Source organism: Rickettsiella endosymbiont of Miltochrista miniata (assembly GCF_964031245.1).
Taxonomy (GTDB): domain Bacteria; phylum Pseudomonadota; class Gammaproteobacteria; order Diplorickettsiales; family Diplorickettsiaceae; genus Aquirickettsiella.
The window spans coordinates 332,206-357,422 of the sequence record NZ_OZ035017.1 but is presented as its reverse complement, the minus strand read 5'-3'; the positions used below and the strand labels follow the sequence as shown (position 1 = coordinate 357,422).

Below are 25,217 nucleotides of genomic sequence, written 5' to 3'. Positions count from 1 at the left end.
GGAAGATCATAAAAAAATTTTACTTCTTTTATATCTTCGCGCCTTCTTACAGATTTCTGTTTTGTTAATGAACTTCTCTATAGCCGCCAAAGACGACTACGATCTCCTTTTACCTTCCTGGCTTCTTATTATTTTTTCCTTCTCTTCCTTATATTCTCTAAATTCTTTCTGGGCCTGTATTCTTGGTGGAGCCAGTCGGGATCGAACCGACGACCCTCGGCTTGCAAAGCCGATGCTCTCCCAGCTGAGCTATGGCCCCTCGTTCTAGTTCTTAAGCTGGTGGGTCTGGGTGGACTTGAACCACCGACCCCACGCTTATCAAGCGTGTGCTCTAACCAACTGAGCTACAGACCCTTAATTTTGCACGAAGCTCGCCTTTTACTTGATTTCTTCGTTGGTTCGTCTTTTCCGATGCTCATGTACTTTCCAGTACATTCCGCTTCTCAAAGCCAAACCGCCTCGAACTCAAATAAAATTCTTCGCTTCTCTAATTCTGTTATGTTTTTTTCTCTACATTCAAGAATCGATAGTTTTGTTTTAGTTCAAGGCAGATTGGTTTTTACAAGCGGAGTGTACACGCTAGTACATGAGCATTGTAAAAACCAATCTAACGCAGAAATCAAACAAAACTATCGATTCCCCTGTTTGAGTAAGCAATGTGTGTGGGCGCTGGGCGTAGGGTTTATTATCTTATTTTCATAAGGAGGTGATCCAGCCGCAGGTTCCCCTACGGCTACCTTGTTACGACTTCACCCCAGTCATGAATCTTACCGTGGTCGGCGATCCCCTCTTGCGAGGTTAATCTACCGCCTTCTGGTAGAACCCACTCCCATGGTGTGACGGGCGGTGTGTACAAGGCCCGAGAACGTATTCACCGCGACTTGCTGATTCGCGATTACTAGCGATTCCAACTTCATGGAGTCGAGTTGCAGACTCCAATCCGGACTACGAGACGTTTTAAAGGATTGGCTCCCCCTCGCGGGTTGGCTTCCCTCTGTACGCCCCATTGTAGCACGTGTGTAGCCCTACCCATAAAGGCCATGATGACTTGACGTCGTCCCCACCTTCCTCCGGTTTATCACCGGCAGTCTCCCTTAAGTTCCCAGCATAACCTGTTGGCAATAAAGGATAAGGGTTGCGCTCGTTACGGGACTTAACCCAACATCTCACGACACGAGCTGACGACAGCCATGCAGCACCTGTCTCTTGGTTCCTTTCGGCACAAAGGCATCTCTGCCTTCTTCCAAGGATGTCAAGGGTAGGTAAGGTTCTTCGGGTTGCATCGAATTAAACCACATGCTCCACCGCTTGTGCGGGCCCCCGTCAATTCCTTTGAGTTTTAACCTTGCGGCCGTACTCCCCAGGCGGAGAACTTAACGCGTTAGCTTCGCTACGTCATGCAGAGATTGCTCCCTACACATCACAGCCAGTTCTCATCGTTTACTGCGTGGACTACCAGGGTATCTAATCCTGTTTGCTCCCCACGCCTTCGCGCCTCAGTGTCAGTTAAGATCCAGGTTGTCGCCTTCGCCACTGATGTTCTTTCCGATATCTACGCATTTCACCGCTACACCGGAAATTCCACAACCCTCTATCTCACTCAAGTCGACCCGTTTTCGACGCAATTCCCAGGTTAAGCCCGGGGATTTCACATCAAACCTAGTCAACCACCTACACGCCCTTTACGCCCAGTCATTCTGATTAACGCTTGCACCCTCTGTATTACCGCGGCTGCTGGCACAGAGTTAGCCGGTGCTTATTCTGCGGGTACCGTCATAGCAATGAGTTATTCGCTCACTACCTTTCTTCCCCACCTAAAGTGCTTTACAACCCGAAGGCCTTCTTCACACACGCGGTATCGCTGGATCAGGGTTTCCCCCATTGTCCAAGATTCCCCACTGCTGCCTCCCGTAGGAGTCTGGGCCGTGTCTCAGTCCCAGTGTGGCTGGTCATCCTCTCAGACCAGCTACGGATCGTCGCCTTGGTAGGCCTTTACCCCACCAACTAGCTAATCCGACGTAGGCTCACCCCAGAGCGCAAGGCCTTTCGGTCCCCTGCTTTTGATCTCTCGATATCATGTGGTATTAGCCCGAGTTTCCTCGGGTTATCCCACGCTCCAGGACAGATTCCTACGCGTTACTCACCCGTCCGCCACTCGCCACCCATAAAGACCGAAATCTTTACTGTGCTGCCGTTCGACTTGCATGTGTTAGGCATACCGCCAGCGTTCAATCTGAGCCAGGATCAAACTCTTCACTTTTTTGTTTAATCCCGTCTCACTCAAATTATGATCTCTCACAATCTCAGCGCTCGGTTTGCTAATACTTATAACTATCAAAATTTCTTCTAATAGCCCTCATATCGGCTCTTGCCAAGCGCCCACACACTTTGCTTACTGCATCTACTTTGTTAATGAACTTCTTTAAGATTTTTCTTAGTCGTTGTTTAGCTTTTAGCCTAAACCCTTCTAAGCTTTTATCCTTTCCCTCAAGCCGAAAACTCAAGAGCTCGCGAATTCTACATCATACATTTTTTCTGTCAAGCGGAATGTTAGTTAAAAATATTTCGCTGGCACACTTTTTCGTTTCAATCGTTTGTTTTCCTAGACTGGCATGGCCATTGGCACTATAAAAACCGAAAACTCTCGTATTTTAGGTAAAAATAGTTCATTAATTACTAATATAATCGGTGCTATAATTAATTCATTCTTACTTAAAAATGAGTATGTTTTTTTATTCCTATTTGCAAAATTTATTAAGCGAACTTTATGGGACCTATTATATTGGATTTAGCAGGCTTAGAACTAAGCTCTGAAGAACGTGAACTAATAAAACATCCTCAATTGGGTGGAATTATTTTTTTTCAACGTAATTTTGAATCGACTTCTCAACTCACAAACTTAATTTCTCAAATTCATCTACACAGTAAGCAACGACTTTTACTGACGGTTGATCAAGAAGGAGGAAGAGTTCAACGTTTTCAAGAAGGATTTACACGGCTACCCGCCTTAGGATTAATTGGCGCTCGTTACGATCAAAACGCTGACGAAGCTATTCAGCTCGCAGAAACCCACGGTTGGTTGTTAGCAAGTGAATTACTGGCAGTGGGCGTTGATCTTAGTTTTGCACCCGTTTTAGATTTAAATAATAATTTAAATCAAGTCATAGGTTTACGCGCATTACATAGTGACCCTACTATCGTGACTAAATTAGGACGAGCCGTTATCGCTGGAATGCACCATGCAGGCATGTGTTCCGTAGGTAAACATTTTCCTGGACATGGCTCTGTCAGTGCTGATACCCACACACACTTCACCGTAGATGACAGAGATTATCAAACTATTGAAGCTCAGGACTTGATTCCTTTTGCTCAATTAAGTCCCTATTTAGATGGCATAATGGCTTCACATATAGTCTACAGCCAGGTTGATCCGTTACCCTGCGGTTTTTCACCCTGTTGGTTGCAATCTATTTTACGTAAGCAATTGAACTTTACGGGTGCAATCTTCACAGATGATTTATCAATGAAAGCCGTACAACATATGGGAACTATCTCAGAACGTATACGACTTGCTTTGCAAGCAGGGTGCGATGGATTATTAGTTTGTAATTGCCGAAAAGATGCTATTTTAGCGCTGGAAAATTTAGAGCGCTCTCCAGAATTAATTAAACTTAGTAATTCCCAGTACTTGCAAAAATTATTTCCTCGTCGCACACTAACGCTCCCCGCCCTACAGCAAACCAACGCTTGGCGTAGTGCGGTCAATCTATTAAAACCTCTATTCGAACATTAGGATGCATTCATGTTAATTCCAAGTCACATACAAGAAGTCGAAAGAAAAGCGACTCGTCTTTTTACTAAAGAAGAAATCGAAAAAGGTTTGGATAACATGGCTAAGGCGATTAGCGATAAATTAAGTGAAAGTAACCCAGTAGTCTTATGTGTTATGATTGGGGGTCTTATCCCTGCGGGGAATTTACTCCCACGCCTGGATTTTCCTTTAGAACTCGACTATGTTCATGCTACTCGCTATTCACATGAAACCGTTGGGCAAGCGGAAATACTCTGGATTGCTAAACCGCGCGTGTCTCTCAAAGGTCGTAATATATTGATTATAGAAGACATTCTAGATGGTGGCTTGACATTAGCAGCCATCGTTGATTATTGTCATGAGCAGGGGGCACACGCGGTATATACCGCGGTCTTACTCGATAAGCAAAAAGCTGAACGTTTACCGGGAGGCACAACCTCCGCAGATTTTACGGCTATTACCATGGATCATGGTTTTGTTTTTGGGTATGGGATGGACTATAACGGATACTTACGGAATGCTCCGGGTATTTACGTTGTAGCTCCTGAGCATGAATAATATACTTTTGGAACTTGAACTTTTGTCTATTGCTGCTCAACTCGCAATTCTCAGCATCTTGTATGAACTAAGGTTGCTTTTTTTCGCGACGTCTTGCCAAAAATCCAATTGCTGAGAGTATAACTTGTCAAATACTTTTTTTTGAGGTCAAATAGGTTCACCATGAATAACTCATCCATTATTACTCTTAACGATGCTTCCTTTGAAAAAGAAGTATTACAAGCTGGTTCGCCACCTGTACTCGTTGATTTTTGGGCAGAATGGTGTGGCCCCTGCAAAATGATAGCCCCTATTTTAGAGGAACTTGCCCCAAAGTATCTTGGAAAAATAAAAATTGGTAAATTAAATGTTGACGAGAACGCCTCTACCCCGGCAAAATATGGCGTACGTGGAATTCCTACATTAATCCTCTTTAAAGATGGAAAGGCACTAGAAACCAAAGTCGGCGCCTTATCGAAATCACAGTTAGAAGCATTTTTAGATAAACATCTTGCTTAAAGACCAATGCATTCTATCCAATGCAATTATTTTTCTAAGTAGGTAAGCTTTAAGATAAATACTACTAGCACTAATGCTGCTTTTGGGATTTCAGGTGACTTTTTTCGCATCATTTACTTTAACCTATGCGTAGGAGCACTATTTGTATCTCTACTCGGACATAACATTATAAAATGAATTTACTTAACACTCTCTAAATTCTTGATACTCATTCTTTATACTAATATTCCAATTAAATATTTAATATTCACTCAATTTTTTACACTTCCTTTTATGAAAGAAACAATACTATGAATTTAACAGAACTCAAGAAAAACTCCCCAGCCGAATTGGTTGCCATTGCTGACGAATTAAAAATAGACGGCCTAGGGCGTCTGCACAAAAAAGATATGATCTTTTCTATCCTCAAAGCATTAGCAAAAAGAGGAGAAGATATTTCTGGAGACGGTGTATTAGAAATATTACCTGATGGCTTTGGCTTTCTACGTTCTGCAGAAGGATCTTATCTTGCCGGACCTGATGACATTTATGTCTCCCCTAGTCAAATTCGGCGCTTTAATCTCCATACTGGTGACACTGTTTCAGGAAAAATTCGCCCACCCAAAGAATCTGAACGCTATTTTGCTTTACTCAAAGTAAGCGAAATTAATTTTGATGCTCCTGAAAATGCTAAAAATCGAGTTCTATTTGAAAACTTAACCCCTTTATTTCCCGACGAACGAGTCACGCTGGAGCGTGGAAACGGGAGTACAGAAGATATCACCGCTAGAATTATTGATCTAGTTGCCCCAACCGGAAAAGGACAACGAGGTTTAATTGTATCTCCTCCGAAAGCCGGTAAAACAATGATGATGCAAAATATTGCGCAATCAATTTCGCACAATTGTCCAGAGTGTTATTTGATCGTTTTATTAATTGACGAGCGTCCTGAAGAAGTAACCGATATGCGGCGTTCTGTTCGTGGTGAAGTCATCGCAAGTACCTTTGATGAGCCTGCAACACGGCATGTACAAGTGGCAGAAATTGTTATCGAAAAAGCGAAGCGATTGGTCGAACACAAAAAAGATGTCGTTATTTTATTAGATTCTATCACCCGTTTAGCACGCGCTTATAATACCGTTATTCCTTCCTCTGGAAAGGTATTAACCGGTGGTGTAGATGCGAATGCACTACAACGACCGAAACGTTTTTTTGGAGCTGCACGTAATATTGAAGAAGGTGGTAGTTTAACCATCATCGCAACCGCACTAGTTGATACCGGTTCAAAAATGGATGATGTTATCTATGAAGAGTTTAAAGGAACCGGAAATATGGAAATTCATCTTGATCGAAGAATAGCTGAAAAACGTATTTATCCTGCTATCCATTTAAATCGATCCGGTACCCGACGTGAAGAATTACTGGCTAAACCTGATGTATTGCAAAAAATGTGGATATTACGGAAAATTTTACAGTCCATGGATGAAGTAACTGCCATGGAATTCTTGATTGAACGCTTAAAAAACACCAAAACCAATGATGAATTTTTTGATTCAATGAAGAAATAATCTTTTATTCAAATATAAACCTAGATTTACACCCATTGCACTTCAAGAGAAAAAAGTCACCGTCATGGCGAGCGAATGTAATGAGCGTGGCCATCCACAGTTTCGTATTTCGTAGAACTAGATTGCCGCGCGCTTCGCGCTCGCAATGACGAGCCAATTATTTGAACATTTTCAAGTGCGAAGAATATTAGCTGATTTAAGTTGTTTTTCTAAATCAGCTATAACACCAGGAAGCGTATTTTCAATGAGTGTCGCTAATTTTTTGCAACAAGGCTCCAAAGCACTATCTTTACGCCATAAAATCCCAATTTTTCGTTCTGGTATAGGAGTAGCAAAAGGTTTATTGACTATCAAAGGATGATCTTCTAAAGCTAATAAAGGAAGCAAAGTAATTCCCGCGCCACTCGCCACCATATTTCGCAAAGTTTCTAAACTCGTCGCACGATAATTCGTCTTTTCTTTAAGATTACTTTTTTTACTACAAACCTCTAATGCCTGTTCTCTCAGGCAATGCCCTTCTTCTAATAGCAGGAGATTATCGTGATTTAAATCTTTTAAATGCAATTCTTTAGTAGTATGTAATGAATGCGAGATAGGCATAACCAGAAAAAAAGGTTCTTTAAATAAAGTTTGTACACTCATCCCTTTATGCTGAACCGGTAATGCTACTATAACGGCATCTAAGTTCCCTTGATTCAATTGCGTTAAAAGGGTCTCCGTTTTATCTTCATATAAATATAACACTAGTTTTGGTAATTGCTGCTTGATGGCAGGTAAAATATGCGGGAGTAGATAAGGTCCCAAACTAGGAATCAGTCCTAAACGTAATTCAGCAGAGAATGGATCTCTAGCTAATTTGGCCAATCTCTCGAGTTCGTTCATCGCGCTCAATACATGCTTTGCTTGCTCAACAATACTCAAACCTGATGCAGTAATTAAAACTCTTTTTTGTCCGCGCTCGAACAATTGCACACCTAAAGCTTGCTCTAATTTTTTTAATTGTATACTTAAGGTCGGTTGACTCACCGAACACGCTTTGGCGGCCTTTCCAAAATGGCGATATTCAGCTAAAGCTAATAAATATTTAAGATCTTTCAGATTCATAATACCTCAAGAGTAAACAAGCTAGAGGGTGTTTACAATTGTGCTAGGCTGAGATAAAAAGCGCTGTTTTTTGAGTATCGTAACGGAGCATACACGTAGTATGTGAGTAACGAAACACAAAAAAACAGCGCTTTTTGGCCAGCAGTGCAATTGTAAACACCCTCTAATTTTTTATCGCTTTTTTAGCATTGTTAAGGACAGAAAATTAAGTATGATTAGAGTGAGATGCAACTAATTGAATCTCATATTTGACCGGATTTTCTGGACAAGCGTTTATTCCGCATTCTAAATAAGTAGAAATTCCATTAAGAATGGCTAAAATAAAAACTAAAGCAAAGGCAATATGGGCCAATACTTGCATTCCTTTGGTTTTGGATGGTTCGTTATATACGTATTGTGGAAAGATACTAAAAATAATAGATATATAAATGATAACACCCACACATAAAAGAAACAGCCAGGTATATAGGTGTAAACCAAGTAAAGGCAGACCATAACCAGGATCACCTGGGATTACATGAAGAAAAATTTGGCGAATACAAATAGCTGCTGTCAATATTGCCGATAAGAGAGATAAAGTATAATGGGCCGGACGGATCTTAAATTGCACATTTAGCAAAAATCCAAATGCTATTGCTAATACGCCAAGCCGTTGTAGCAGACATAAGGGGCAAGGTAACTCGTGATAACGTATCTGTAAAACAAAAGCCACTAACAACAAAAAAGCCAAGCCTAAAGCATCGATAGCGTTAAGGGCTTTAATAATGTTGGTTACTTTAGAGGGCTGCACAATAATCACCTTTAAAATTGCAGTGATAACTGGTTGCTTATATGATGAATAAACACAAACGTTGTTAATAATAAAAAGACGATAAATAAGCCTATAGCAAGCCTACGCTGTTCGCACCAGGCCAAGAGCACACAAAGACTATAGAAAAAGAATAGTGCTAGCATAACTGTCTACTATATAAGTGCTTCTAATCTAGCCTAGTTTTTAAAAAAAATCTATGCTGACTTGAACTACCTAGATAATTTACTCGAATGGTGAGCGCGTAAAAATTAAACGTCATTGCGTGCATCTTAGGTGTGTGGCAACCCATGGATAGTCCCGCTCATTACATTCGCTTGCCATGGGATGATTTGCTGACATCAAATAGTTTTATTTATGAATCTGTTCTTTAGGCAGAATGCTTATTTAATATCGATTGTATCCCTGTCCATGCCTTGAGCTTTGGCACAGACTCCACCAAAATTTCATCACTACTCTGGTGCTGAGCCTCATGCAAGAATTTATAGAGCACCTGGGCATATTGGCTAACATCATTAGGCATACAAATCCAAGTTAAGTTTTTATATTTTTTCTTTATTGGACTCAATCCAAACACCGTTAATGTTTTATGCTGATTTAAATAATCGTCGATGATGTACTCTAATTCTTGTTTAGAAACTTGCTTTAACAATGGCTTTTTAGATAAGCGATGAGATAATGTGGATTCCTCAATTTCGTAAGGAGTGATGGATTTAAGTTGCTCTAAAGAAATAGCACCTAATCTAAGTATTCGCGGAATATCAAAAGTGACATCAATAATCGTCGATTCAATACCAATGGAACAAGGTCCGCCATCAATAATAAGTTCGAGCTTATTATCAAACTCCTCTCGCACATGCTCGATTTGCGTAGGACTAAGATGAGCAGAGCGATTCGCAGAAGGCGCTGCCAATCCACTGCCAAAAGAATTTAAGATAGCTTGTGCAATAGGATGATCCGGCATTCGTAACCCTATTTTATCTTGACCGCCGGTTAAGGCAGTCAACACTGATTTTTCTTTATGTAAAATAAGCGTCAAGGGACCCGGCCAAAAATGTTGAGCTAATTTTTCAGCTATTGCAGGAATGTCGCGAGCCCATCTATCTAATGCATGCTCTTTGCCTAATAAAACACTTAAAGGTTGATTTAAAGGACGTTGTTTTAACGCAAAAATTTGCTGAATGGCCGCAAAATTTCTTGCATCTCCCGCCAAGGCATAGACCGTTTCAGTAGGAAAAACAATCAGTTTTCCCTCTTTTAAAAACTTAATAGCTTTAGAAAGTTCATCTGTAGTAATCATTTAATCATGCTCAATCATTAAGAGGCGTCTTCTAACACCCAATCAGTAGGAAAAAATTATCCGTCATACCGTTAAATAGATTATAATGTTTTACCTTAATTTGGACAAATTGCTTAAAATCAGCAGCAAAGCGCAACGCATTTAAGTTTTTAAACATCTAAAAAGATTGGATTCGTAAAGGATTTATGAATAAAGTATTCTTTGGATATATCTATAAATTTTTAAAAAATTTCTCTTTTATCTTTTTTATATGGATATCATGCTCATTTTTATCAAACTTAGCATTTGCCAGCTCAAATATTGATAAAACAAAAAAAAATCCAGAACTCAATATCCCCTACCCAGCTATTAATTATCCTAAAGACGCTGCATTACGCAAACTGATTAAGCGTGGTGAATATTTAAGTAAAGCCGGGGATTGTATCGCTTGTCATACTGATACCAAACATCAAGGTAAACCCTTTGCTGGGGGCCTGGGAATTTACACGCCTTTTGGGAGCATTTACTCTCCCAATATAACGCCAGATAAAACCACAGGGATAGGATCATGGAGTGATAAAGATTTTATCCGCGCCATGCATGAAGGGATCGCTCCAAATGGAAGCTATTATTTCCCTGTATTTCCTTTTTCTAGCTTCACAAAGATCAATAACAATGATTTATTAGCTATCAAAGCTTATCTCTTTAGTTTAACTCCCATTAAAAAAGCTAAGCTAGCCAATGAAATGATGTGGCCATTTAATTGGCGTTTTTTGCAATTAGGATGGCGAATTTTATTTTTTCGTTCAGGAGATTATGTAATAGATCACCAAGAAACAGAAGCATGGAATCGGGGTGCTTATTTGGTCCAAGGTTTAGGTCACTGCGGCATGTGCCATACTCCTCTGAATTTGTTAGGTGCAGAAAAAAAGAGAAACTATCTAACGGGGGGTTTTATCCAAGGTTATTACGCACCTAACATTAGTGCAAGTGGGTTAAAAGACGCCAGCATCAATAATATCCGCGCGGTGTTTATGCAAAACAAAATGTTAAGAAACTCCGGCATCGTCGCGGGGCCCATGGCAGAGGTTAATAGTAACAGTCTTAAGTATTTATCCACTGACGATTTAAATGCGATGGCCATTTATTTAAAAACTGTAAAAAGTAAAATGCCTTATTCAGCTTTCAGCGGACCTATTGCGCCAAAAACCGGTCACAAAGTTTATGAATCTTATTGCGCAGTTTGTCATGCCAGCGGAGCCGCAGGCGCCCCTAAGTTGGGTGATAGCGCTGAATGGAAAAAACGTCTGAAACAAGGAAAAAATATCGTATATGAAAGGGCTATTCACGGTTTTAACTCGATGCCACCTAAAGGTACTTGCACCGGCTGCTCAGATGATGCAGTAAAAGCTGCAGTTGATTATCTCATTCTGAATGATCAAGGTGGAACTACTGCAGTCATACCTTTACAAGAAATCCCGCTCAGTATAGAAATAGGAAAACAAATTTATCAACAACATTGTGCCGTCTGTCATGATAATGGGAAATTAGGCGCGCCGATATTAGGAGATAAGACCCGTTGGAAACCCATCATAGCAAAAAATATAGATGTATTATTTGCCCATACCATTTATGGGTATAAAAAAATGCCTGCAAAAGGTGATTGTAAAAATTGTAGTAATTCTGAATTGGAAGCGAGTGTTAAATATATGGTTGAAGAGAGCAAAATCACCGGAAATTATTCGCTATGGTAAAGTTTTAGGCTAAGCATTTTTAAATTAATTGTATTTTTTTATTAGAGTAATAAAAAAGGATAACGTTGACATGGATCATGTTAAAAGATTTTTTTTAGTTTTTATTAGTCTTAAATTTCTAGTTACTCCCGGATTGGTTTTCGCAGCATGGCAAACCAATATGCCGGTAGGCGTAACGCCTATCAGCCATGCCATTTATCATTTGCATATGTTGGTATTTTGGATCTGCGTAGGAATTGCTATCATAGTCTTTAGCATCATGATTTATTCATTAATTCGGCATAGAAAATCACGCGGCGTCAATGCCGCTCAATTTCATGAACATTTTGCTTTAGAAATTGCTTGGGCTATCGTGCCGTTTATTATCTTAATCGTCATTGCAATTCCTGCCACTAAAACCTTGATCAAAATGAATGACAATAGTGATCCTGAACTAACGATAAAAGTTACTGGATATCAATGGCGTTGGCGCTACGCCTATTTAGATCAAGGAATCGATTTTTTTAGCAATCTCTCTACGCCTGCCGAAGAATTACAAAATCAAGCGAAAAAAAATCAATGGTATTTATTAGAAGTTGATCATCCACTCGTCGTACCAATTCATAAAAAAATTAGATTTTTATTTACTTCGAATGACGTCATACATTCATGGTGGGTACCAACGTTAGGCATTAAACGCGATACTATTCCAGGATTTATTAATGAAGCCTGGGCAAAAATAGAATCTGAGGGTACTTATCGTGGCCAATGCGCTGAATTGTGCGGAACGAATCACGCCTTTATGCCTATCGTTGTAAAAGCGGTTAGCGCAACAGAATTTAATCTATGGACCAAACAACAATCAGGAGAACTTCTTCATGGAACACATACTTGATCTGGAACATGCGGCTCCTCGAAGTTTTTTAGCATTCATTAAGCGTTGGTTGTTCACAACCAATCATAAAGAAATTGGGACATTGTATCTTCTTTTTAGCTTACTCATGTTTTTTATCGGCGGAATTTTTGCTTTATTGATCCGTGCAGAGTTATTTCAACCGGGTGCGCGTTTACTTAATCCAGAATTTTTTAATCAAATGACGACATTACACGGATTAGTGATGTTATTTCTTGCCATCATGCCGGCCTTTTCTGGTTTTGCGAACTGGATGATCCCATTAATGGTGGGCGCGCCTGATATGGCCATGCCGCGTATGAATAATTGGGCATTTTGGATCTTACCCGTTGCTGCTATTTTACTTTTCAGTACTCTATTTATGGATGGTTCAGCACCAAATTTTGGTTGGACTATGTATGCCCCCTTATCAACTACCTACGGACCCGCCAGCACCGATTATTTAATTCTTGCGATTCATTTAATGGGACTTTCTTCGCTAATGGGAGCTATTAATATTATTGTTACGATATTGAATCTTCGTACTCCCGGTATGACTATGATGAAAATGCCGATATTTTGTTGGAGTTGGTTTGTGACGGCCTTTTTACTTATCGGTGTTATGCCCGTTTTAGCGGCTGCGGTGACCATGATGCTCATGGATAGACATTTTGCCACGAGTTTTTTTAGTGCCGCTGGCGGAGGTGATCCGTTACTCTATCAACATCTATTTTGGTTTTTCGGTCATCCTGAAGTTTATATTATTATTCTTCCCGCTTTTGGTATTATCTCGCAAATTATTCCCACGTTTAGCCGTAAAAAGCTTTTCGGTTATCGGTTTATGGTGTATGCATTGCTGGCTATTGCATTCCTATCTTTTATTGTTTGGGTACATCATATGTTTGTAACCGGTGTACCTTTAGCCGCTGAGTTATTTTTTATGTACACCACTATGCTGATTGCTGTTCCCACCGGAGTAAAAGTTTTTAACTGGGTAACCACCATGTATCGCGGCGCAATAAGCTTTGAAACGCCGATGTTATTTGCTTTGGCATTTGTTATTTTATTTACCATCGGTGGTTTTTCGGGTGTCATGTTATCCATGGTGCCCGCTGATTTTCAATATCAAGATACCTATTTTGTGGTTGCACACTTTCATTACGTTTTAGTGCCAGGTGCTTTATTTGGTGCTATTGCGGGGGCTTATTATTGGTTACCTAAAATGACTGGTGTTATGTACAACGAACGTTTAGGTCAATGTCATTTCTGGTTATCTGTCATCGGCGTCAATCTGACATTTTTCCCGATGCACTTTTTAGGTCTTGCGGGAATGCCAAGGCGAGTAGCCGATTATTCATTACAATTTGCAAATTTTAACGCGATTGCCAGTATAGGTGCTTTTATTTTTGGTTTTGCACAATTATTTTTCCTGTATATTATTATTCAAGCTATGCGCGGAAAAGGAAAAAAAGCGACTTCTCAAGTTTGGGAAGGAGCTGAAGGTTTAGAATGGACATTAAGTTCGCCTCCTCCTCTACATAGTTTTACCACACCGCCCAAATTTGAGTAATATACTCTTCGCATTTGAATTTTTGGCTGTGAGTATACAAAAGCATGACAGTTAGAATAGGGAAATTATCAAATAAAAAAATTTTAATTTTGCTCTGTTTTACAACGATAAGTATGTTTGGTTTTGGCTTTGCCATGATTCCGCTTTATAACGTACTTTGTAAAAATTTAGGCATTAATGGAAAAACTGATATAAATGCCTATGAAACTTCGAATGAAGTTGATTTGACACGTAGTATTCGTGTGGAATTTATGACCAATAACAACAACTATCTTCCCTGGGATTTTTACCCCAGGCTTCGGCATATACAATTACATCCCGGGGAAAATATTTTGATTTACTTTGCGGCTAAAAATAACTCGCATCGCCCCATGACGGTACAAGCCATCCCCAGCGTTTCTCCAGGATTAGCCGCACGTTTTTTAAAAAAAACCGAATGCTTTTGCTTTACTCAACAAACATTTAACCCAGGCCAACAACGAGACATGCCGGTTTTATTTCATATTGATCAGCATTTACCCAAAAATATTAATACGATTACTTTAGCTTATACCTTATTTGATACAAGTGGTTTAAAACATGCAAAAATAACACCACAAACTTTAGGACATATTCCAGCTAACCTATGAATTATTTTAACCTGGCAAAATTCAAATTTTTATTAATCTTTTTCTTTACATTACAAGCGTTCAATCCCGCTTTTTCCTCATCGTTAACCCATCAAGTGGGAAAAAATCGGCTGACTATTACGTTAGATCCAGCTGATCGTTGTAATTATAATCAACGTATAAAATCGATAGCTCTACATTACACGGTTTTAGGCGAAAATGATTCCCGAACTGTACTCAAACAGGGTGGCGTGAGCTCGCATTTTTTAATCCCCAAAGAAGCTAAATCCAAAGGCACTGATCTCTGGCAGTTAGTTGCAATAAAAGATCGTGCCTGGCATGCCGGGAAAAGTTATTGGCAAACACGAACTAATCTCGATGATACATCGGTAGGTATAGAAATTGTTAACTATGGTTATGGACTAGTCCAAGATTCTGGTAAAACCTTATGGCCTTATCAAGTTGAAAACCAGATTAAACAAATGCTTATTCAAGAAATAAAAAAAGATAAGAACTTTTATCATTTATTAGTAAATAACAATCTACTCAACGCATTTCTTCAAGATATGATGCGCGATTTAGTGCCTCCTCGCAATTGTTTAACTTATAAAAAATATATATTGCAAAGTTACATAAAAAAATATAGAGCAATAACCAATAATTTACGAGAAAAAAATGATCCATTTTTGAATATTAAACTCAACGATCTTTATGGCTTGGAACAGCAAGGTAAATTAGTTTGGGACGATTTCACGTCCCATCAACGCACCGCACTAGCAAGCTTACTTAAAAAATTAACTAAAGAACTAGAAGTAAAAGATAAAAATAATAACATTTGTGTACAAATTAAACCGACTGCCATCGTCGGTCATTCAGATATTGCTCCCAACCGAAAGTCCGATCCAGGTCCGCGATTTCCATGGAAATATTTAGCTGAGCAAGGTATAGGCGCCTGGCCTGACGAACAAGCTGTTAATTCTATTCTAAAGAAACTATCAAAAAATAAAAAAATCAACATCACTTGGTTGCAAGATAATTTACGCCTATATGGTTACGACATCCAAACCACCAAAATTTTAGACCAACAAAGTAAAGATGTCATTCGTGCCTTCCAATGGCATTTTGAGCCAGATAACGCTTCCGGAATTCCTAGTTTAAAAACAGTCGCTCTATTGGAAGCATTAATAAAAAAATACCCTCCAGAAGAAAACCAACAGATTATTCATCCTCGCCAGAATGATTTCTCTATCAAACTGAAAAGAGCCTTTAATGATGGATGGAAAGATCTTAAAACATATTTTTTAAATAAAGATCAACGAGATATCGAAAAAAAAGTCAGTTTACTTTTCTAACCCTTATGGAAGAAATTCAACATAAAATCGCATTAAAGGATAAACGCTGATGAAAAACAAAGACTCTTCATATTATGTGCCCGAGCAAAGTGTTTGGCCTATTATTGGTGCACTAGCACTGCTGTTTTTAGCATTCGGTTCACTTAACATAGAAAAACTCTGGGGGCTAATTGCATTTATAGTCGGCATAACTGGATTAGTGTTTATGCTGACCGGCTGGCTATGGAACGTAACACAAGAAAGTGATGCTGGATTATACAATCGACAAATGGATAAAACCTTTCGTTGGGGCATGTGTTGGTTTTTAATTTCTGAACTATTTTTATTTGGTTTATTAATCGGTTCCATTATTCACGTACGATTTTCCATTACACCATGGCTAGCAGGTCAAAGTGGCGATGCATCACAGTTAACCCATTATTTACTATGGCCAGATTTTGCTAAACATTGGCCCTTAATAAAACCTCCTGGTTCTACAGTTGCAGCCAGCATACCCAGTTTAGCTTCTATGCGTCAAATTCCACTTATTAATTTAATTATTTTACTGTCAAGTGCTTTACTTTTGACAGATTCACTCTATCACTTAAAAAAAATGCGCTATAAATTATGTCGTATTACCTTAAATATAGCCATATTTTTAGCGTGTATTTTTTTAATCTCACAAACCCTTTATTTTTTTCATCTTATTCATGCCCACATCATTGCTAAAAGTGGTGTTTATGGTAGTTTTTTAATCGCCTTTTTAGGATTACATTTAATAAATATCGTCGCTGCATTGTTATTTTTATGCATTTTATGTATTCGCATCTATAAAAATAAATTATTAGAAAATAACATGTTTTCATTTGATGCCGCCGTTTGGTGGTGGGATTTCCTTGCCGCAGTTTGGGCATTAGGATTTTTTTGGATCTTTTAAAGCAATGAAAAAAAATAGTGTTTATATAAAATTCAACAACTATTGTTTTGCGCCTACTTTGTTTCCCAGCTTGGTGGTAATATTTTTATTCCCTTTACTCGTTTATTTAGGCTTTTGGCAGATCCAACGTGGAGATATTAAAAATCATATTCAAAAAATATTTCATCAACGATCTTTATCAACTCCAATCGATTTAAATCAAGATAACCACATTGATTTAAAAAAAAATTATTTTCCAGCCGTTATGCGCGGCCATTTTGATAATCAACACACTTTCTTATTAGAGAACAAAATATATTTACATCAAGTCGGCTATGAAATATTAAGCCCTTTTATTTTAAATGATAGGCAAAAAACCATATTAGTGAATAGAGGATGGATACCACAAGGCATAGATAGAAAAAAAATCCCAAAAATACAGTCTTTTGATAAAGAAATAAATATAAATGGTTTAATAGTATTCCCTAACAAAACCTTTAGCTTCAATCAAGCAATGGAAAATGAATGGCCAAAAAGGATATTATCTATCAATCCAGATTTTTTAAAAAAAAATAAATTTCAGCCCTTTATACTTATTATTAATTCCAAACAAGATTATGGTTTTATACCATTTTGGAAACCTATATCTTTGCAAGCCAGCCGTCATTATGCCTACGCTTTTCAATGGTTTGCTTTAAGTTTAACCTTATTAATTGCCTTTTTTAGTACGCATATCCGTCGCTTATGAAAAACAAACCGCGCACAAATTATCTGATTATATTTTTTTTATTATTAATCGTTTTTTTAACCCCTTTAATAGTAGCTGTCATGCTTTATAATAAAAATCCACACTGGTTACATCACAATACCGTCAATAAAGGCACTCTCATCTCTTCTAGCTTAAATCTTCAGCAAGTAAAATTAATTTCTCATCGAGGGACGTCTCGCTCACTTAATGGTTCCTGGTTTTTATTTTATTTGGCAAAATCGGATTGTCACAAATTATGTCATAAAAATTTGCATACTATACGACAAATTACATTAGCGCTTGGCAAGAATCGTTATCGCGTAAAGTATGGCTTAATCCTAGCCATTGAAAAATCATTAACCTCTCAGGCATTTATTAATAAGGATTTGGATTTATTATACTTTACAACCTCAAAACTGGAATTAAAAAACTTTTTTTCGACGTTAAAAATTAAAAATCCAACCGAAGGCTATTACCTAGCTGATCCGTTTGGAAAAATTATTTTATATTATCCTAGCAAGACCTCTGGAGAGGATATATATCAAGATTTAACACGTTTATTGACAATTTCAACAACAGGATAAAAAAACATGTTATCGGAAAACAAATCTGCATTTTACTTTTTATGCATAGCATTTTTACTGGCCTTAATGGTTATATTACTCGGCGCATACACACGACTGAAAGATGCAGGTTTAGGTTGCCCCGATTGGCCGGGTTGTTACGGAAGATTAACTTTACCTAAGCAACCAAGCACATTGCATAATGCACCTTACATAGGCCAAACTCTAAACCCAACAAAGGCATGGCCGGAAATGCTTCATCGTTATGCGGCAGCTACATTAGCAATGTTAAGCTTTGGCGCAATAGTTTTAATTATTTACAAACATAAACTTTCTCAACAGCCGGTTTGGATTGCAACAATTTTATTGTTTTTATTATTTTTTCAAGGCTTACTAGGCAAATGGACTGTCACATTACGTTTGCACCCTTTGATTGTCATGTCGCATTTACTTGGGGGATTGGCATTATTGAGCCTGCTATGGATATTAATATTACGGTTAAGCCGACTCTCCATCAGGCAAACTTCTATATCAGAACAGAAATTAAAAAGATGGGCAGCATTCGGGTTACTATTAGTCATACTACAAATTAGTCTAGGTGGTTGGACCAGCGCTAATTACGCTGCGTTTGTTTGTCCCGATTTCCCGCTATGCCAGGGACAATGGTGGCCTGCTATGAATTTCACTGAAGGTTTTCACCTTTGGTTAAATACTAATATCAATTACGAAGGTGGCATCTTATCGCATGTTGCACGCACCGCTATACAAATGAGTCATCGGATAATGGCGGTAATTACTAGTATCTACCTAGGTTTACTGGTTTATAAACTATTTAATGTGACGAAAAGAAATTTTTTACGTGGCCTAGCTGTATTGTTAGTATGTTTATTAGGTTTGCAAATTAGTCTGGGTGCCTTAAATGTATTATGGATGTTACCCTTGCCTATCGCTATGGCACATAATGCAGTAGCTGCATTGTTATTGTTAACTATCATCACATTAAATATCAGCTTATCTAAAAATAATACTAAATAAAAAGAAGAAAAATACTTTTTTCTTTTACTTCATCTTAAAACTATTTGCATGGATAGACATTTTCAATTCGGATTCAAACTCTTGATTAACGATATCTTCCTGGTCTCTAGTGAAAAATTTACTAAATAGTTTTAAAATATTTTTCGATTTGATTTGCTTTTTCTCTTGTTTAAAATCTTCTCTTGGAAGCTGAGAAAGGCAGAACACTTTCATAAATTCGTCTTCACCTTTATCTAGTGCTTGATTAAGTTCCTGCAATAAGCTTAATCTTTGATCATACTTAACAGGTGATACCTGTGAAGGAAGCGTTGAGGCTGTAGAAACAGAAGTACTGGTTTTAAAAGATTGAAAACTCCATTCTGTTGAATAAGTTCCTGCGATTTCACTTGGGATTTTATTTAAGCTACTAAAAGATCGCTTACCACCTATTTCTTTATAAGATCCTTTGAGATCATAAGATACATTCGCATTCATTGCTTTAAGTAAATCATAACTTTTTTTCATACTAGACCCTTATTTTTATTTTAAAGTTTGTTAATAATAGTTAACCAGGCACTGAGTTTCTCAACGGATTATTCTCTAACGTAAAAAATATATTCTCTAACAACAATGTGCCCTCCGTTTTGTTATGGCATTTAAAAAATTGACCTATTTTTTGGATGACAAGTAAATCTCTGTGGGTTTCAAGAATTTTTTTACCCTTATTGCTTTCAAAAAAATCAGAAAAGCTTTTGTAAGTATCATACTGTAATTTTTCTAATAAGCTTTCCGTAATTGATAATTTTACATTCTGAATTTCATTATTACGAAAAAAAAACTTTTGAGATAAATGTTTTTGATACGCTACAAGTAAATCATTTATCCTATTTTTGGCGTCTGCATTCCAATCATCTGGTTTGGCTTGTATATGAGCAACCGGACTAGGAGTTGATTGTACAGGAGCTATTATTTCTTCTTCATCTTGCCGACTAGTGGTTAAATCTATGCTCTGTACGCATTCTTCTAGATCCGAATAAATACCACCAACGAGATCCTTATCAGTTTCCTCTGAAACCACGTCAAATAAATCATTGAACCCAACCTGAGTAGATTCAGATGATAAAGAAATATCACTAATATTGCCCCCATTTAGTACAATAGCTTCACTAGAATCATAACTTTCGGTTTCAGACTCGATTAATTCATGATTAGAATCATCTTCTAAACAAGTATGTTGTTGCAAAATGGAAATATTTTGCCTTGGGAGAGTATCGGATGGCCTGGTATCTTCTAAAAACAATATACCTTCTACTTTTCGTATAAAATAAGGATCAACAAATAAACCTACAATATTCACCCCTGAATGAGATATCTCTATATTCTCAAAAATATTTTTGGTAATTTTTGTAACTTCCATTTGATACTCATTATTTATCTCCATAATATCTTCTTTAGATATTGCTAGTTTTTTTAATTTTAAATTTTTCCCTTGGTGCAAACTAATAATTTTAGAAAAGAAAGGTTTTAAAATATCCGTTAATGCTTTCAACGCTTTTAAAGCTATAATTGGTTTAGTTTTTTTCTTCTTGTAAAACAAGAAAAATGGTAATGGTATATCTTCATTAGGAGATTGAAATTCCTTTTTGACTTTGTATTGCTCAGTTTTTTTTACACGAAATTTTACAGAACCTAACTCAATCTGATTTATATTCTTAGATTCAGTAGTCAAAACTCCTAAACATAAAACTTTCATGTTTTTTAAGTGATTTTTAAGTGTCCCAGTATCCGTTACATCGCAACCATTTTTACTATATCGATTAATATTTAAACAATAGCCTTGGCTATTCCGATTACGTTTTTTATTTCCATCAGGATAAAGGGCAAAACTTAATATTGTGTCAAGATTAAATATCCGCATCTTGTTATTAATCTCATTAAATAAAAAGGGACAGTTTAAAAGTCCCTTTTCAACTTAGCAAGTTCTTAGCTACTGGGTGATAGTCTGCTCATGTTTTTCTGTAAATCTGTTAACTGGCCTTCAAGCTTGTTAACTAACAACTCACTTGTCACCTTTCCTCCACCCCACAGAGCGGCAAAGCAACGTAGCAAAGATATGCCTCGATATTCAGATAAAATAGCTTTAGCTCCACTGATAGTTTGCTTTAATTCCAGAATATTATCATTCATCTTTTGATTCGAAGCATCATCTTCGATTTCAACCCTTAATAGTAAATCAATTTTTCCTTTAATAATTTCGATCGCTTGATATTTATCCTTAGCACATTTAGTACTAGAATGAGATAATTTTTCAGAATGTTCAATCAAGGTCTTCCTGGAATTTTTTACAAGAGAAATTAGCTCCATCTGCTGGTTTTGAAGTTCGCTGCGATTAAGCTGATCTAGCTGCCTTAATTTTTGATCAAAATCCTGAAAACCATAAGATAAAGTATCAAGTGAGTTTAATCTGGGATCAAATTCGGCAAATTCTTTACTTAGACTTTCAATTTGATGTTCTACCTCTGCTTTCGAGATATTAATATCTTCTGATTTAATTAACGTTTTATTTAACTCCTGATATTTTTCTATGTTTGATTTAAAAATTTTTTGCAATTTTTCAAATTCTTTATATGAAATTTCCAATTGTTTTATAAATTCGGTTGAAAAATGTAATTGATTGAACAGAAACGAAATCTTTTCTTTTTTGTCTTTAATTTCATTTTCCGATTGCGTTATTAACTCTAAGTGGCCAACTAGGTATGCCTGATATTTGGTATTGATAAATTTACTTAAGGTAAATTGTTTTATTTTTTCTAACAATTTATCAATTTTATTAAAAAATAACGAATCAATTGTCGCAATACACTTTGCAATTTCATTTTCATCTTGTGATTCATTGTTTATTAATTGTTGTAATTTGTTTTTTTGTATAGATAAGGAACTATTTATAGTTTGAATTTCACTTTGTTCAAAATAAATATCGACAAGAGGCATGAAGAAATTGACTTGATCAAGTTTTTCTTTTATTGAATAATTCAATTTAATAAAGTTATTAATTTTATTTTTGCATGTAATAATATTTTCAATTTGAATGTTTTCTTTATCATTTAACAAAAATTGAGCTTCTTGTTGTAGCTTATCTATACCGGAAAATTCTTGAAAAAAATCTAATTGGTTTTTTAATACAGTTAATTCTTCTAGTGATTCACTAATTTTAACTTCAAGCAATTGATTTATTGGATACATACTATCCCCTTATTATTTTTATTAAGGGCAGCGAAGTCTGCCCTTATTTTCTTAATTTTAATTAAACAGTAGGTCTTAACGCAGTAAGATCTTTAGATAAAGAACCTACTTGTTCTCGCAATTGTTCGACATATTCAATACTTTTAACTTTTCCACCACCCCAAAGTGTTGCAAAACATTTAAATGCCGAAAAACCTCGGTAGCGGGATAAAGTTTCAAGATTCTGTTTGTCATTAATAATTACGTTTAGTTTGGAAATATTTTGTTTTAATCCCAGTATTTGTTCGCTTGAGGATTCACTGCCTATTTCATTGGTACTATTTCTTATCTGTGCGGCCAGTTCTGTAATATTTAATAATATTTTTGATTTTCCATTACCATTAAAATAACTACCTTTAATATTGAGACCATGTCTTTCGATATTTGCTAAGTTATTATTATGTTCTTTCTCAGTAAAAAAGGAGTGGATTTTTTGTGCGCCTTCAATTAAATAAGCTCGTGCTGAAGTTTCTAATGAATCCTGACTATGAATGGAATGCTGTGAGCAAAATTGGTCAGGAGAGATTGCTGGCCTCGATATTTTAGGTGAATTTTCCTTTGGCAAATCATGAAAAGATGGTATTTTTCTTAAGGGAGTTTTTTCGGATACACTTTCATACCTTACTGAGTTTGGACGGAGCAATGTAGGGGTAGATGATGGAGAATTTAAAATAGCCTCTATTAGTAGCTTATCTTCGTTTTCAATTGGAGTAACAGCGTCAAAACCATAAGTCGAATCGTCTTCTAAATATTTAAGAAAGCTTTTGGTAGATTCTTTTTCTATACCATTATTTTCTATTAAAAAATCTGCTAGTTTTGTCTTCAAGTATTTTTGGAAATCCTTACTATTAGATGTCTCTATTTTAAAAAATAAAAAATCTTTTGTGGATTGTTCATAGTTGAGACCGTCTACTTCCTCTATAGTAATATTTTGGTTTTTGATAATTTTTTTTAATTTATAATTGTGTTCTTTTATTACTATAAATTTGTAATTTTGATTTTCAGAGTTATCTTTAGAACTTATTAGATCTTTTAGGGTGAATGAATAAATAGGACGCATATTGAACCTCTTTTTTTATTATTTTTAGTTTTATTAAATAAAAATATTTTCTATTTCATTTAATTTTTAATCGGAAACAATTTATCACTAATAAAATAATTTTGTCTAGTTATTTTTTTATTTATTTAAAATACAAAATTTTAAAATTTATTTAAATTTTAAAATAATTTTTTATCTTCAAGATATTGTTATGGCTTTATAAAATAGAAATAATTAATAATTTAATTTTTTTATTAAACTCTACCTTTAATGGAATTATTCTCGTATAATTTTTTTCGCTTCATGAGGGATAGTTAAAAACTATAAGGAACATCATGCTAAAGAATTTTGCCGTGTGCTTGGCTAATAGAACTCTAATCTATTTAGAATTAGGGAAATGGCGCGTCACTAGTTTAATGTTAATCACCGTTTGGGTGGGTATGTCGCTCGCTTCTTCAACACCGATTTCTTGGCGATTAAGTTTGTTTACATTATTAGGTATCGGTTTGATAGCTAGTTCTGCTGGAGCACTGAATCATTTATTAGAACATCATTTGGACACTCTAATGGCGCGTACCGAACGACGCCCCTTACCGCAGGGAAAAATTTCAACGAGGCATGTTCTAATATTTTCGTTAACCGCTAGTCTATTAGGGTTAGTCGTGGTGAGCCTATCGAGTAATTTATTAACTTGTTTTTTAAGCTTTTTCAGCCTAATCGCTTATGCATTTATTTATACTTTATATTTAAAAAGACACACCCCACAAAACATAGTCATCGGTGGCTTGGCGGGTGCAACACCGCCTCTATTAGGCTGGACTGCTGTCACAGGAAACATTGACCCGGGTGGCTTGATCCTGGTTTTAATTATTTTTATTTGGACTCCACCGCACTTCTGGTCATTAGCGATTGCTAGACATACTGACTATGCCAAAAGCAATCTCCCTATGTTGCCAGTGACGCATGGTATCGCTTATACCAAGCAACAAATTTTTCTTTATACGTTACTTTTAAGTGGAATTAGTTTGTTACCTTTCAGCTTAGGTATGAGTGGTTTCTTTTATTTAGCTGCCGCTTTATTGCTGAATATGGGATTTATAGTTGCTGCAGCTGATTTATTAAAGCAAACTAAAGCCGCAATGGCGATAAAAACCTTTCATTATTCGAATTTTTATTTACTTATGCTGTTTGCTTGTTTGTTCATGGACCATTCTTTAATGAGGAATATTTAATGACCTGCCCTGTCTCTAATAAACGATTTTTAGCCTTTATCATTTTTGCCATACTCGCTTTAGGCTTAGGTATAGGTGTCAATCTATGGCACTCGACAAAAACTCGCATCGTAACGCCACCCATTGCTGGCACTAGCATCGATCAACCACAATCAATACCCGAGTTTCATTTGGTTAATGGCCTAGGCAAACCATTTACTAATCATAATTTAGAAGGTCATTTCAGCTTACTGTTCTTCGGCTTTACTCATTGTCAAAGCATTTGCCCACTAACGATGGCTATGTTGACGCAGCTTTATACGGAATTAAAAACCGAAAAAATTCCCCTCCCGCAAGTTATCTTTATTACACTCGATCCTAGACGAGACACACCAAAAGTAGTCGGATCTTATGTTAAAGCGTTTAATCCTAATTTTATCGGCCTTACAGGGCCGCTAGCTGGAATACAACAATTGAGCAAACAGATGGGAGTCGTCTATATACAAGCTCAGCAAAGCAAACCTTCGGAAAATAACTACCAGATTGACCATAGCGGGACTCTATACTTGATCAATCCAGAGGGTAAGTTAACCGCCATTTTTTCACCTCCGCATGATGAGGCAGGCATAAAACAGGACTATAAGAACTTAGTTAGCCAATAATTATTTCTTCGATAGTTTACTAAACAACTAGAAAACTGGCCTG

Annotated in this window: 22 protein-coding genes, 2 tRNA genes, 1 rRNA gene and 1 pseudogene; 15 read left to right on the top strand and 11 right to left on the bottom strand. The window is 36.8% G+C overall.

Annotated elements, in window-relative coordinates; translation table 11 throughout:
- Positions 1 to 183 precede the first annotated feature (183 nt).
- The 3 genes from AAHH40_RS01625 to AAHH40_RS01615 all read right to left on the bottom strand — a co-directional run bounded on the left by AAHH40_RS01625 (position 184) and on the right by AAHH40_RS01615 (position 2,260).
- A tRNA-Ala gene (locus AAHH40_RS01625) sits at positions 184 to 259 on the bottom strand.
- An 18-nt stretch (positions 260 to 277) separates the two neighbouring features.
- Positions 278 to 354, bottom strand: a tRNA-Ile gene (locus tag AAHH40_RS01620).
- A gap of 345 nt (positions 355 to 699) precedes the next feature.
- Positions 700 to 2,260, bottom strand: a 16S ribosomal RNA gene (locus tag AAHH40_RS01615).
- Between the two features lie 507 nt (positions 2,261 to 2,767).
- Between AAHH40_RS01615 and nagZ the strand changes: the two genes are divergently transcribed.
- From nagZ to rho, 4 genes are all read left to right on the top strand, one after another.
- Positions 2,768 to 3,793, top strand: coding sequence for a beta-N-acetylhexosaminidase (nagZ, locus tag AAHH40_RS01610; RefSeq protein WP_342220387.1), 1,026 nt, complete (start codon positions 2,768 to 2,770; stop codon positions 3,791 to 3,793).
- 9 nt (positions 3,794 to 3,802) lie between these two features.
- Positions 3,803 to 4,369 (top strand): hypoxanthine-guanine phosphoribosyltransferase, encoded by a 567-nt coding sequence (locus AAHH40_RS01605; protein WP_342220386.1) that lies wholly within the window; start codon positions 3,803 to 3,805, stop codon positions 4,367 to 4,369.
- 162 nt (positions 4,370 to 4,531) lie between these two features.
- Positions 4,532 to 4,867 (top strand): thioredoxin TrxA, encoded by a 336-nt coding sequence (trxA, locus tag AAHH40_RS01600; RefSeq protein ID WP_342220385.1) that lies wholly within the window; start codon positions 4,532 to 4,534, stop codon positions 4,865 to 4,867.
- Between the two features lie 290 nt (positions 4,868 to 5,157).
- Complete coding sequence (rho, locus tag AAHH40_RS01595; RefSeq protein WP_342220384.1) at positions 5,158 to 6,414, top strand: transcription termination factor Rho; 1,257 nt, start codon at positions 5,158 to 5,160, stop codon at positions 6,412 to 6,414.
- A 171-nt stretch (positions 6,415 to 6,585) separates the two neighbouring features.
- Here rho and AAHH40_RS01590 read toward each other — a convergent pair whose 3' ends face one another.
- The 4 genes from AAHH40_RS01590 to AAHH40_RS01580 form a co-directional block, all read right to left on the bottom strand.
- Positions 6,586 to 7,518: a LysR substrate-binding domain-containing protein gene (locus tag AAHH40_RS01590; RefSeq protein ID WP_342220383.1), complete on the bottom strand. Its 933-nt coding sequence runs from the start codon at positions 7,516 to 7,518 to the stop codon at positions 6,586 to 6,588.
- A 205-nt stretch (positions 7,519 to 7,723) separates the two neighbouring features.
- Positions 7,724 to 8,308 (bottom strand): disulfide bond formation protein B, encoded by a 585-nt coding sequence (locus AAHH40_RS01585; RefSeq protein WP_342220382.1) that lies wholly within the window; start codon positions 8,306 to 8,308, stop codon positions 7,724 to 7,726.
- 11 nt (positions 8,309 to 8,319) lie between these two features.
- Positions 8,320 to 8,472 carry a DUF5993 family protein gene (locus tag AAHH40_RS07655; RefSeq protein ID WP_425287966.1) on the bottom strand — a complete coding sequence of 51 codons (153 nt, stop codon included), beginning with the start codon at positions 8,470 to 8,472 and terminating at the stop codon, positions 8,320 to 8,322.
- A 224-nt stretch (positions 8,473 to 8,696) separates the two neighbouring features.
- Positions 8,697 to 9,626, bottom strand: coding sequence for an L-threonylcarbamoyladenylate synthase (locus AAHH40_RS01580; protein WP_342220381.1), 930 nt, complete (start codon positions 9,624 to 9,626; stop codon positions 8,697 to 8,699).
- Between the two features lie 185 nt (positions 9,627 to 9,811).
- Between AAHH40_RS01580 and AAHH40_RS01575 the strand changes: the two genes are divergently transcribed.
- The 9 genes and pseudogenes from AAHH40_RS01575 (at position 9,812) to AAHH40_RS01535 (ending at position 19,001) form a co-directional block, all read left to right on the top strand.
- On the top strand, positions 9,812 to 11,359 hold the full coding sequence (locus tag AAHH40_RS01575; RefSeq protein WP_342220380.1) for a c-type cytochrome: 1,548 nt from the start codon (positions 9,812 to 9,814) through the stop codon (positions 11,357 to 11,359).
- A 160-nt stretch (positions 11,360 to 11,519) separates the two neighbouring features.
- Positions 11,520 to 12,203 (top strand): annotated as a pseudogene (gene coxB, locus AAHH40_RS01570) (cytochrome c oxidase subunit II); the annotation flags it as partial.
- Positions 12,204 to 12,216: 13 nt separating this feature from the next.
- The gene (ctaD, locus tag AAHH40_RS01565; RefSeq protein ID WP_342220379.1) at positions 12,217 to 13,800 is read left to right on the top strand and encodes a cytochrome c oxidase subunit I; all 1,584 of its coding nucleotides are present in this window, start codon (positions 12,217 to 12,219) and stop codon (positions 13,798 to 13,800) included.
- 44 nt (positions 13,801 to 13,844) lie between these two features.
- Entirely contained in the window at positions 13,845 to 14,429 is a 585-nt protein-coding gene (locus tag AAHH40_RS01560; protein WP_342220378.1) for a cytochrome c oxidase assembly protein, read from the top strand.
- Positions 14,426 to 15,760, top strand: coding sequence for an N-acetylmuramoyl-L-alanine amidase (locus AAHH40_RS01555; RefSeq protein WP_342220377.1), 1,335 nt, complete (start codon positions 14,426 to 14,428; stop codon positions 15,758 to 15,760). Before AAHH40_RS01560 ends, AAHH40_RS01555 begins: the two co-directional genes overlap by 4 nt.
- A 49-nt stretch (positions 15,761 to 15,809) precedes the next feature.
- Positions 15,810 to 16,676 carry a cytochrome c oxidase subunit 3 gene (locus tag AAHH40_RS01550; protein WP_342220376.1) on the top strand — a complete coding sequence of 289 codons (867 nt, stop codon included), beginning with the start codon at positions 15,810 to 15,812 and terminating at the stop codon, positions 16,674 to 16,676.
- 4 nt (positions 16,677 to 16,680) lie between these two features.
- On the top strand, positions 16,681 to 17,403 hold the full coding sequence (locus AAHH40_RS01545; RefSeq protein ID WP_342220375.1) for an SURF1 family protein: 723 nt from the start codon (positions 16,681 to 16,683) through the stop codon (positions 17,401 to 17,403).
- An 80-nt stretch (positions 17,404 to 17,483) separates the two neighbouring features.
- Complete coding sequence (locus AAHH40_RS01540; protein ID WP_342220374.1) at positions 17,484 to 17,987, top strand: hypothetical protein; 504 nt, start codon at positions 17,484 to 17,486, stop codon at positions 17,985 to 17,987.
- Positions 17,988 to 17,993: 6 nt separating this feature from the next.
- Complete coding sequence (locus AAHH40_RS01535) at positions 17,994 to 19,001, top strand: COX15/CtaA family protein (RefSeq protein WP_342220373.1); 1,008 nt, start codon at positions 17,994 to 17,996, stop codon at positions 18,999 to 19,001.
- A gap of 24 nt (positions 19,002 to 19,025) precedes the next feature.
- Here the strand turns inward: AAHH40_RS01535 and AAHH40_RS01530 are convergent, their stop codons facing one another.
- From AAHH40_RS01530 to AAHH40_RS01515, 4 genes are all read right to left on the bottom strand, one after another.
- Positions 19,026 to 19,505 (bottom strand): hypothetical protein, encoded by a 480-nt coding sequence (locus AAHH40_RS01530; RefSeq protein ID WP_342220372.1) that lies wholly within the window; start codon positions 19,503 to 19,505, stop codon positions 19,026 to 19,028.
- 40 nt (positions 19,506 to 19,545) lie between these two features.
- Entirely contained in the window at positions 19,546 to 20,898 is a 1,353-nt protein-coding gene (locus AAHH40_RS01525; protein WP_342220371.1) for a hypothetical protein, read from the bottom strand.
- Between the two features lie 65 nt (positions 20,899 to 20,963).
- Positions 20,964 to 22,223 carry a hypothetical protein gene (locus AAHH40_RS01520; protein WP_342220370.1) on the bottom strand — a complete coding sequence of 420 codons (1,260 nt, stop codon included), beginning with the start codon at positions 22,221 to 22,223 and terminating at the stop codon, positions 20,964 to 20,966.
- Positions 22,224 to 22,284: 61 nt separating this feature from the next.
- On the bottom strand, positions 22,285 to 23,322 hold the full coding sequence (locus AAHH40_RS01515) for a hypothetical protein (protein WP_342220369.1): 1,038 nt from the start codon (positions 23,320 to 23,322) through the stop codon (positions 22,285 to 22,287).
- 314 nt (positions 23,323 to 23,636) lie between these two features.
- Here AAHH40_RS01515 and cyoE point away from each other — a divergent pair, with 314 nt between their 5' ends.
- Together cyoE and AAHH40_RS01505 are read left to right on the top strand one after the other, a co-directional pair.
- The gene (cyoE, locus tag AAHH40_RS01510) at positions 23,637 to 24,533 is read left to right on the top strand and encodes a heme o synthase (protein ID WP_342220368.1); all 897 of its coding nucleotides are present in this window, start codon (positions 23,637 to 23,639) and stop codon (positions 24,531 to 24,533) included.
- Positions 24,533 to 25,174, top strand: a complete 642-nt coding sequence (locus tag AAHH40_RS01505) for an SCO family protein (protein WP_342220367.1) — start codon at positions 24,533 to 24,535, stop codon at positions 25,172 to 25,174. The genes cyoE and AAHH40_RS01505 overlap by 1 nt, the downstream gene beginning before the upstream one ends.
- Positions 25,175 to 25,217: the final 43 nt, after the last annotated feature.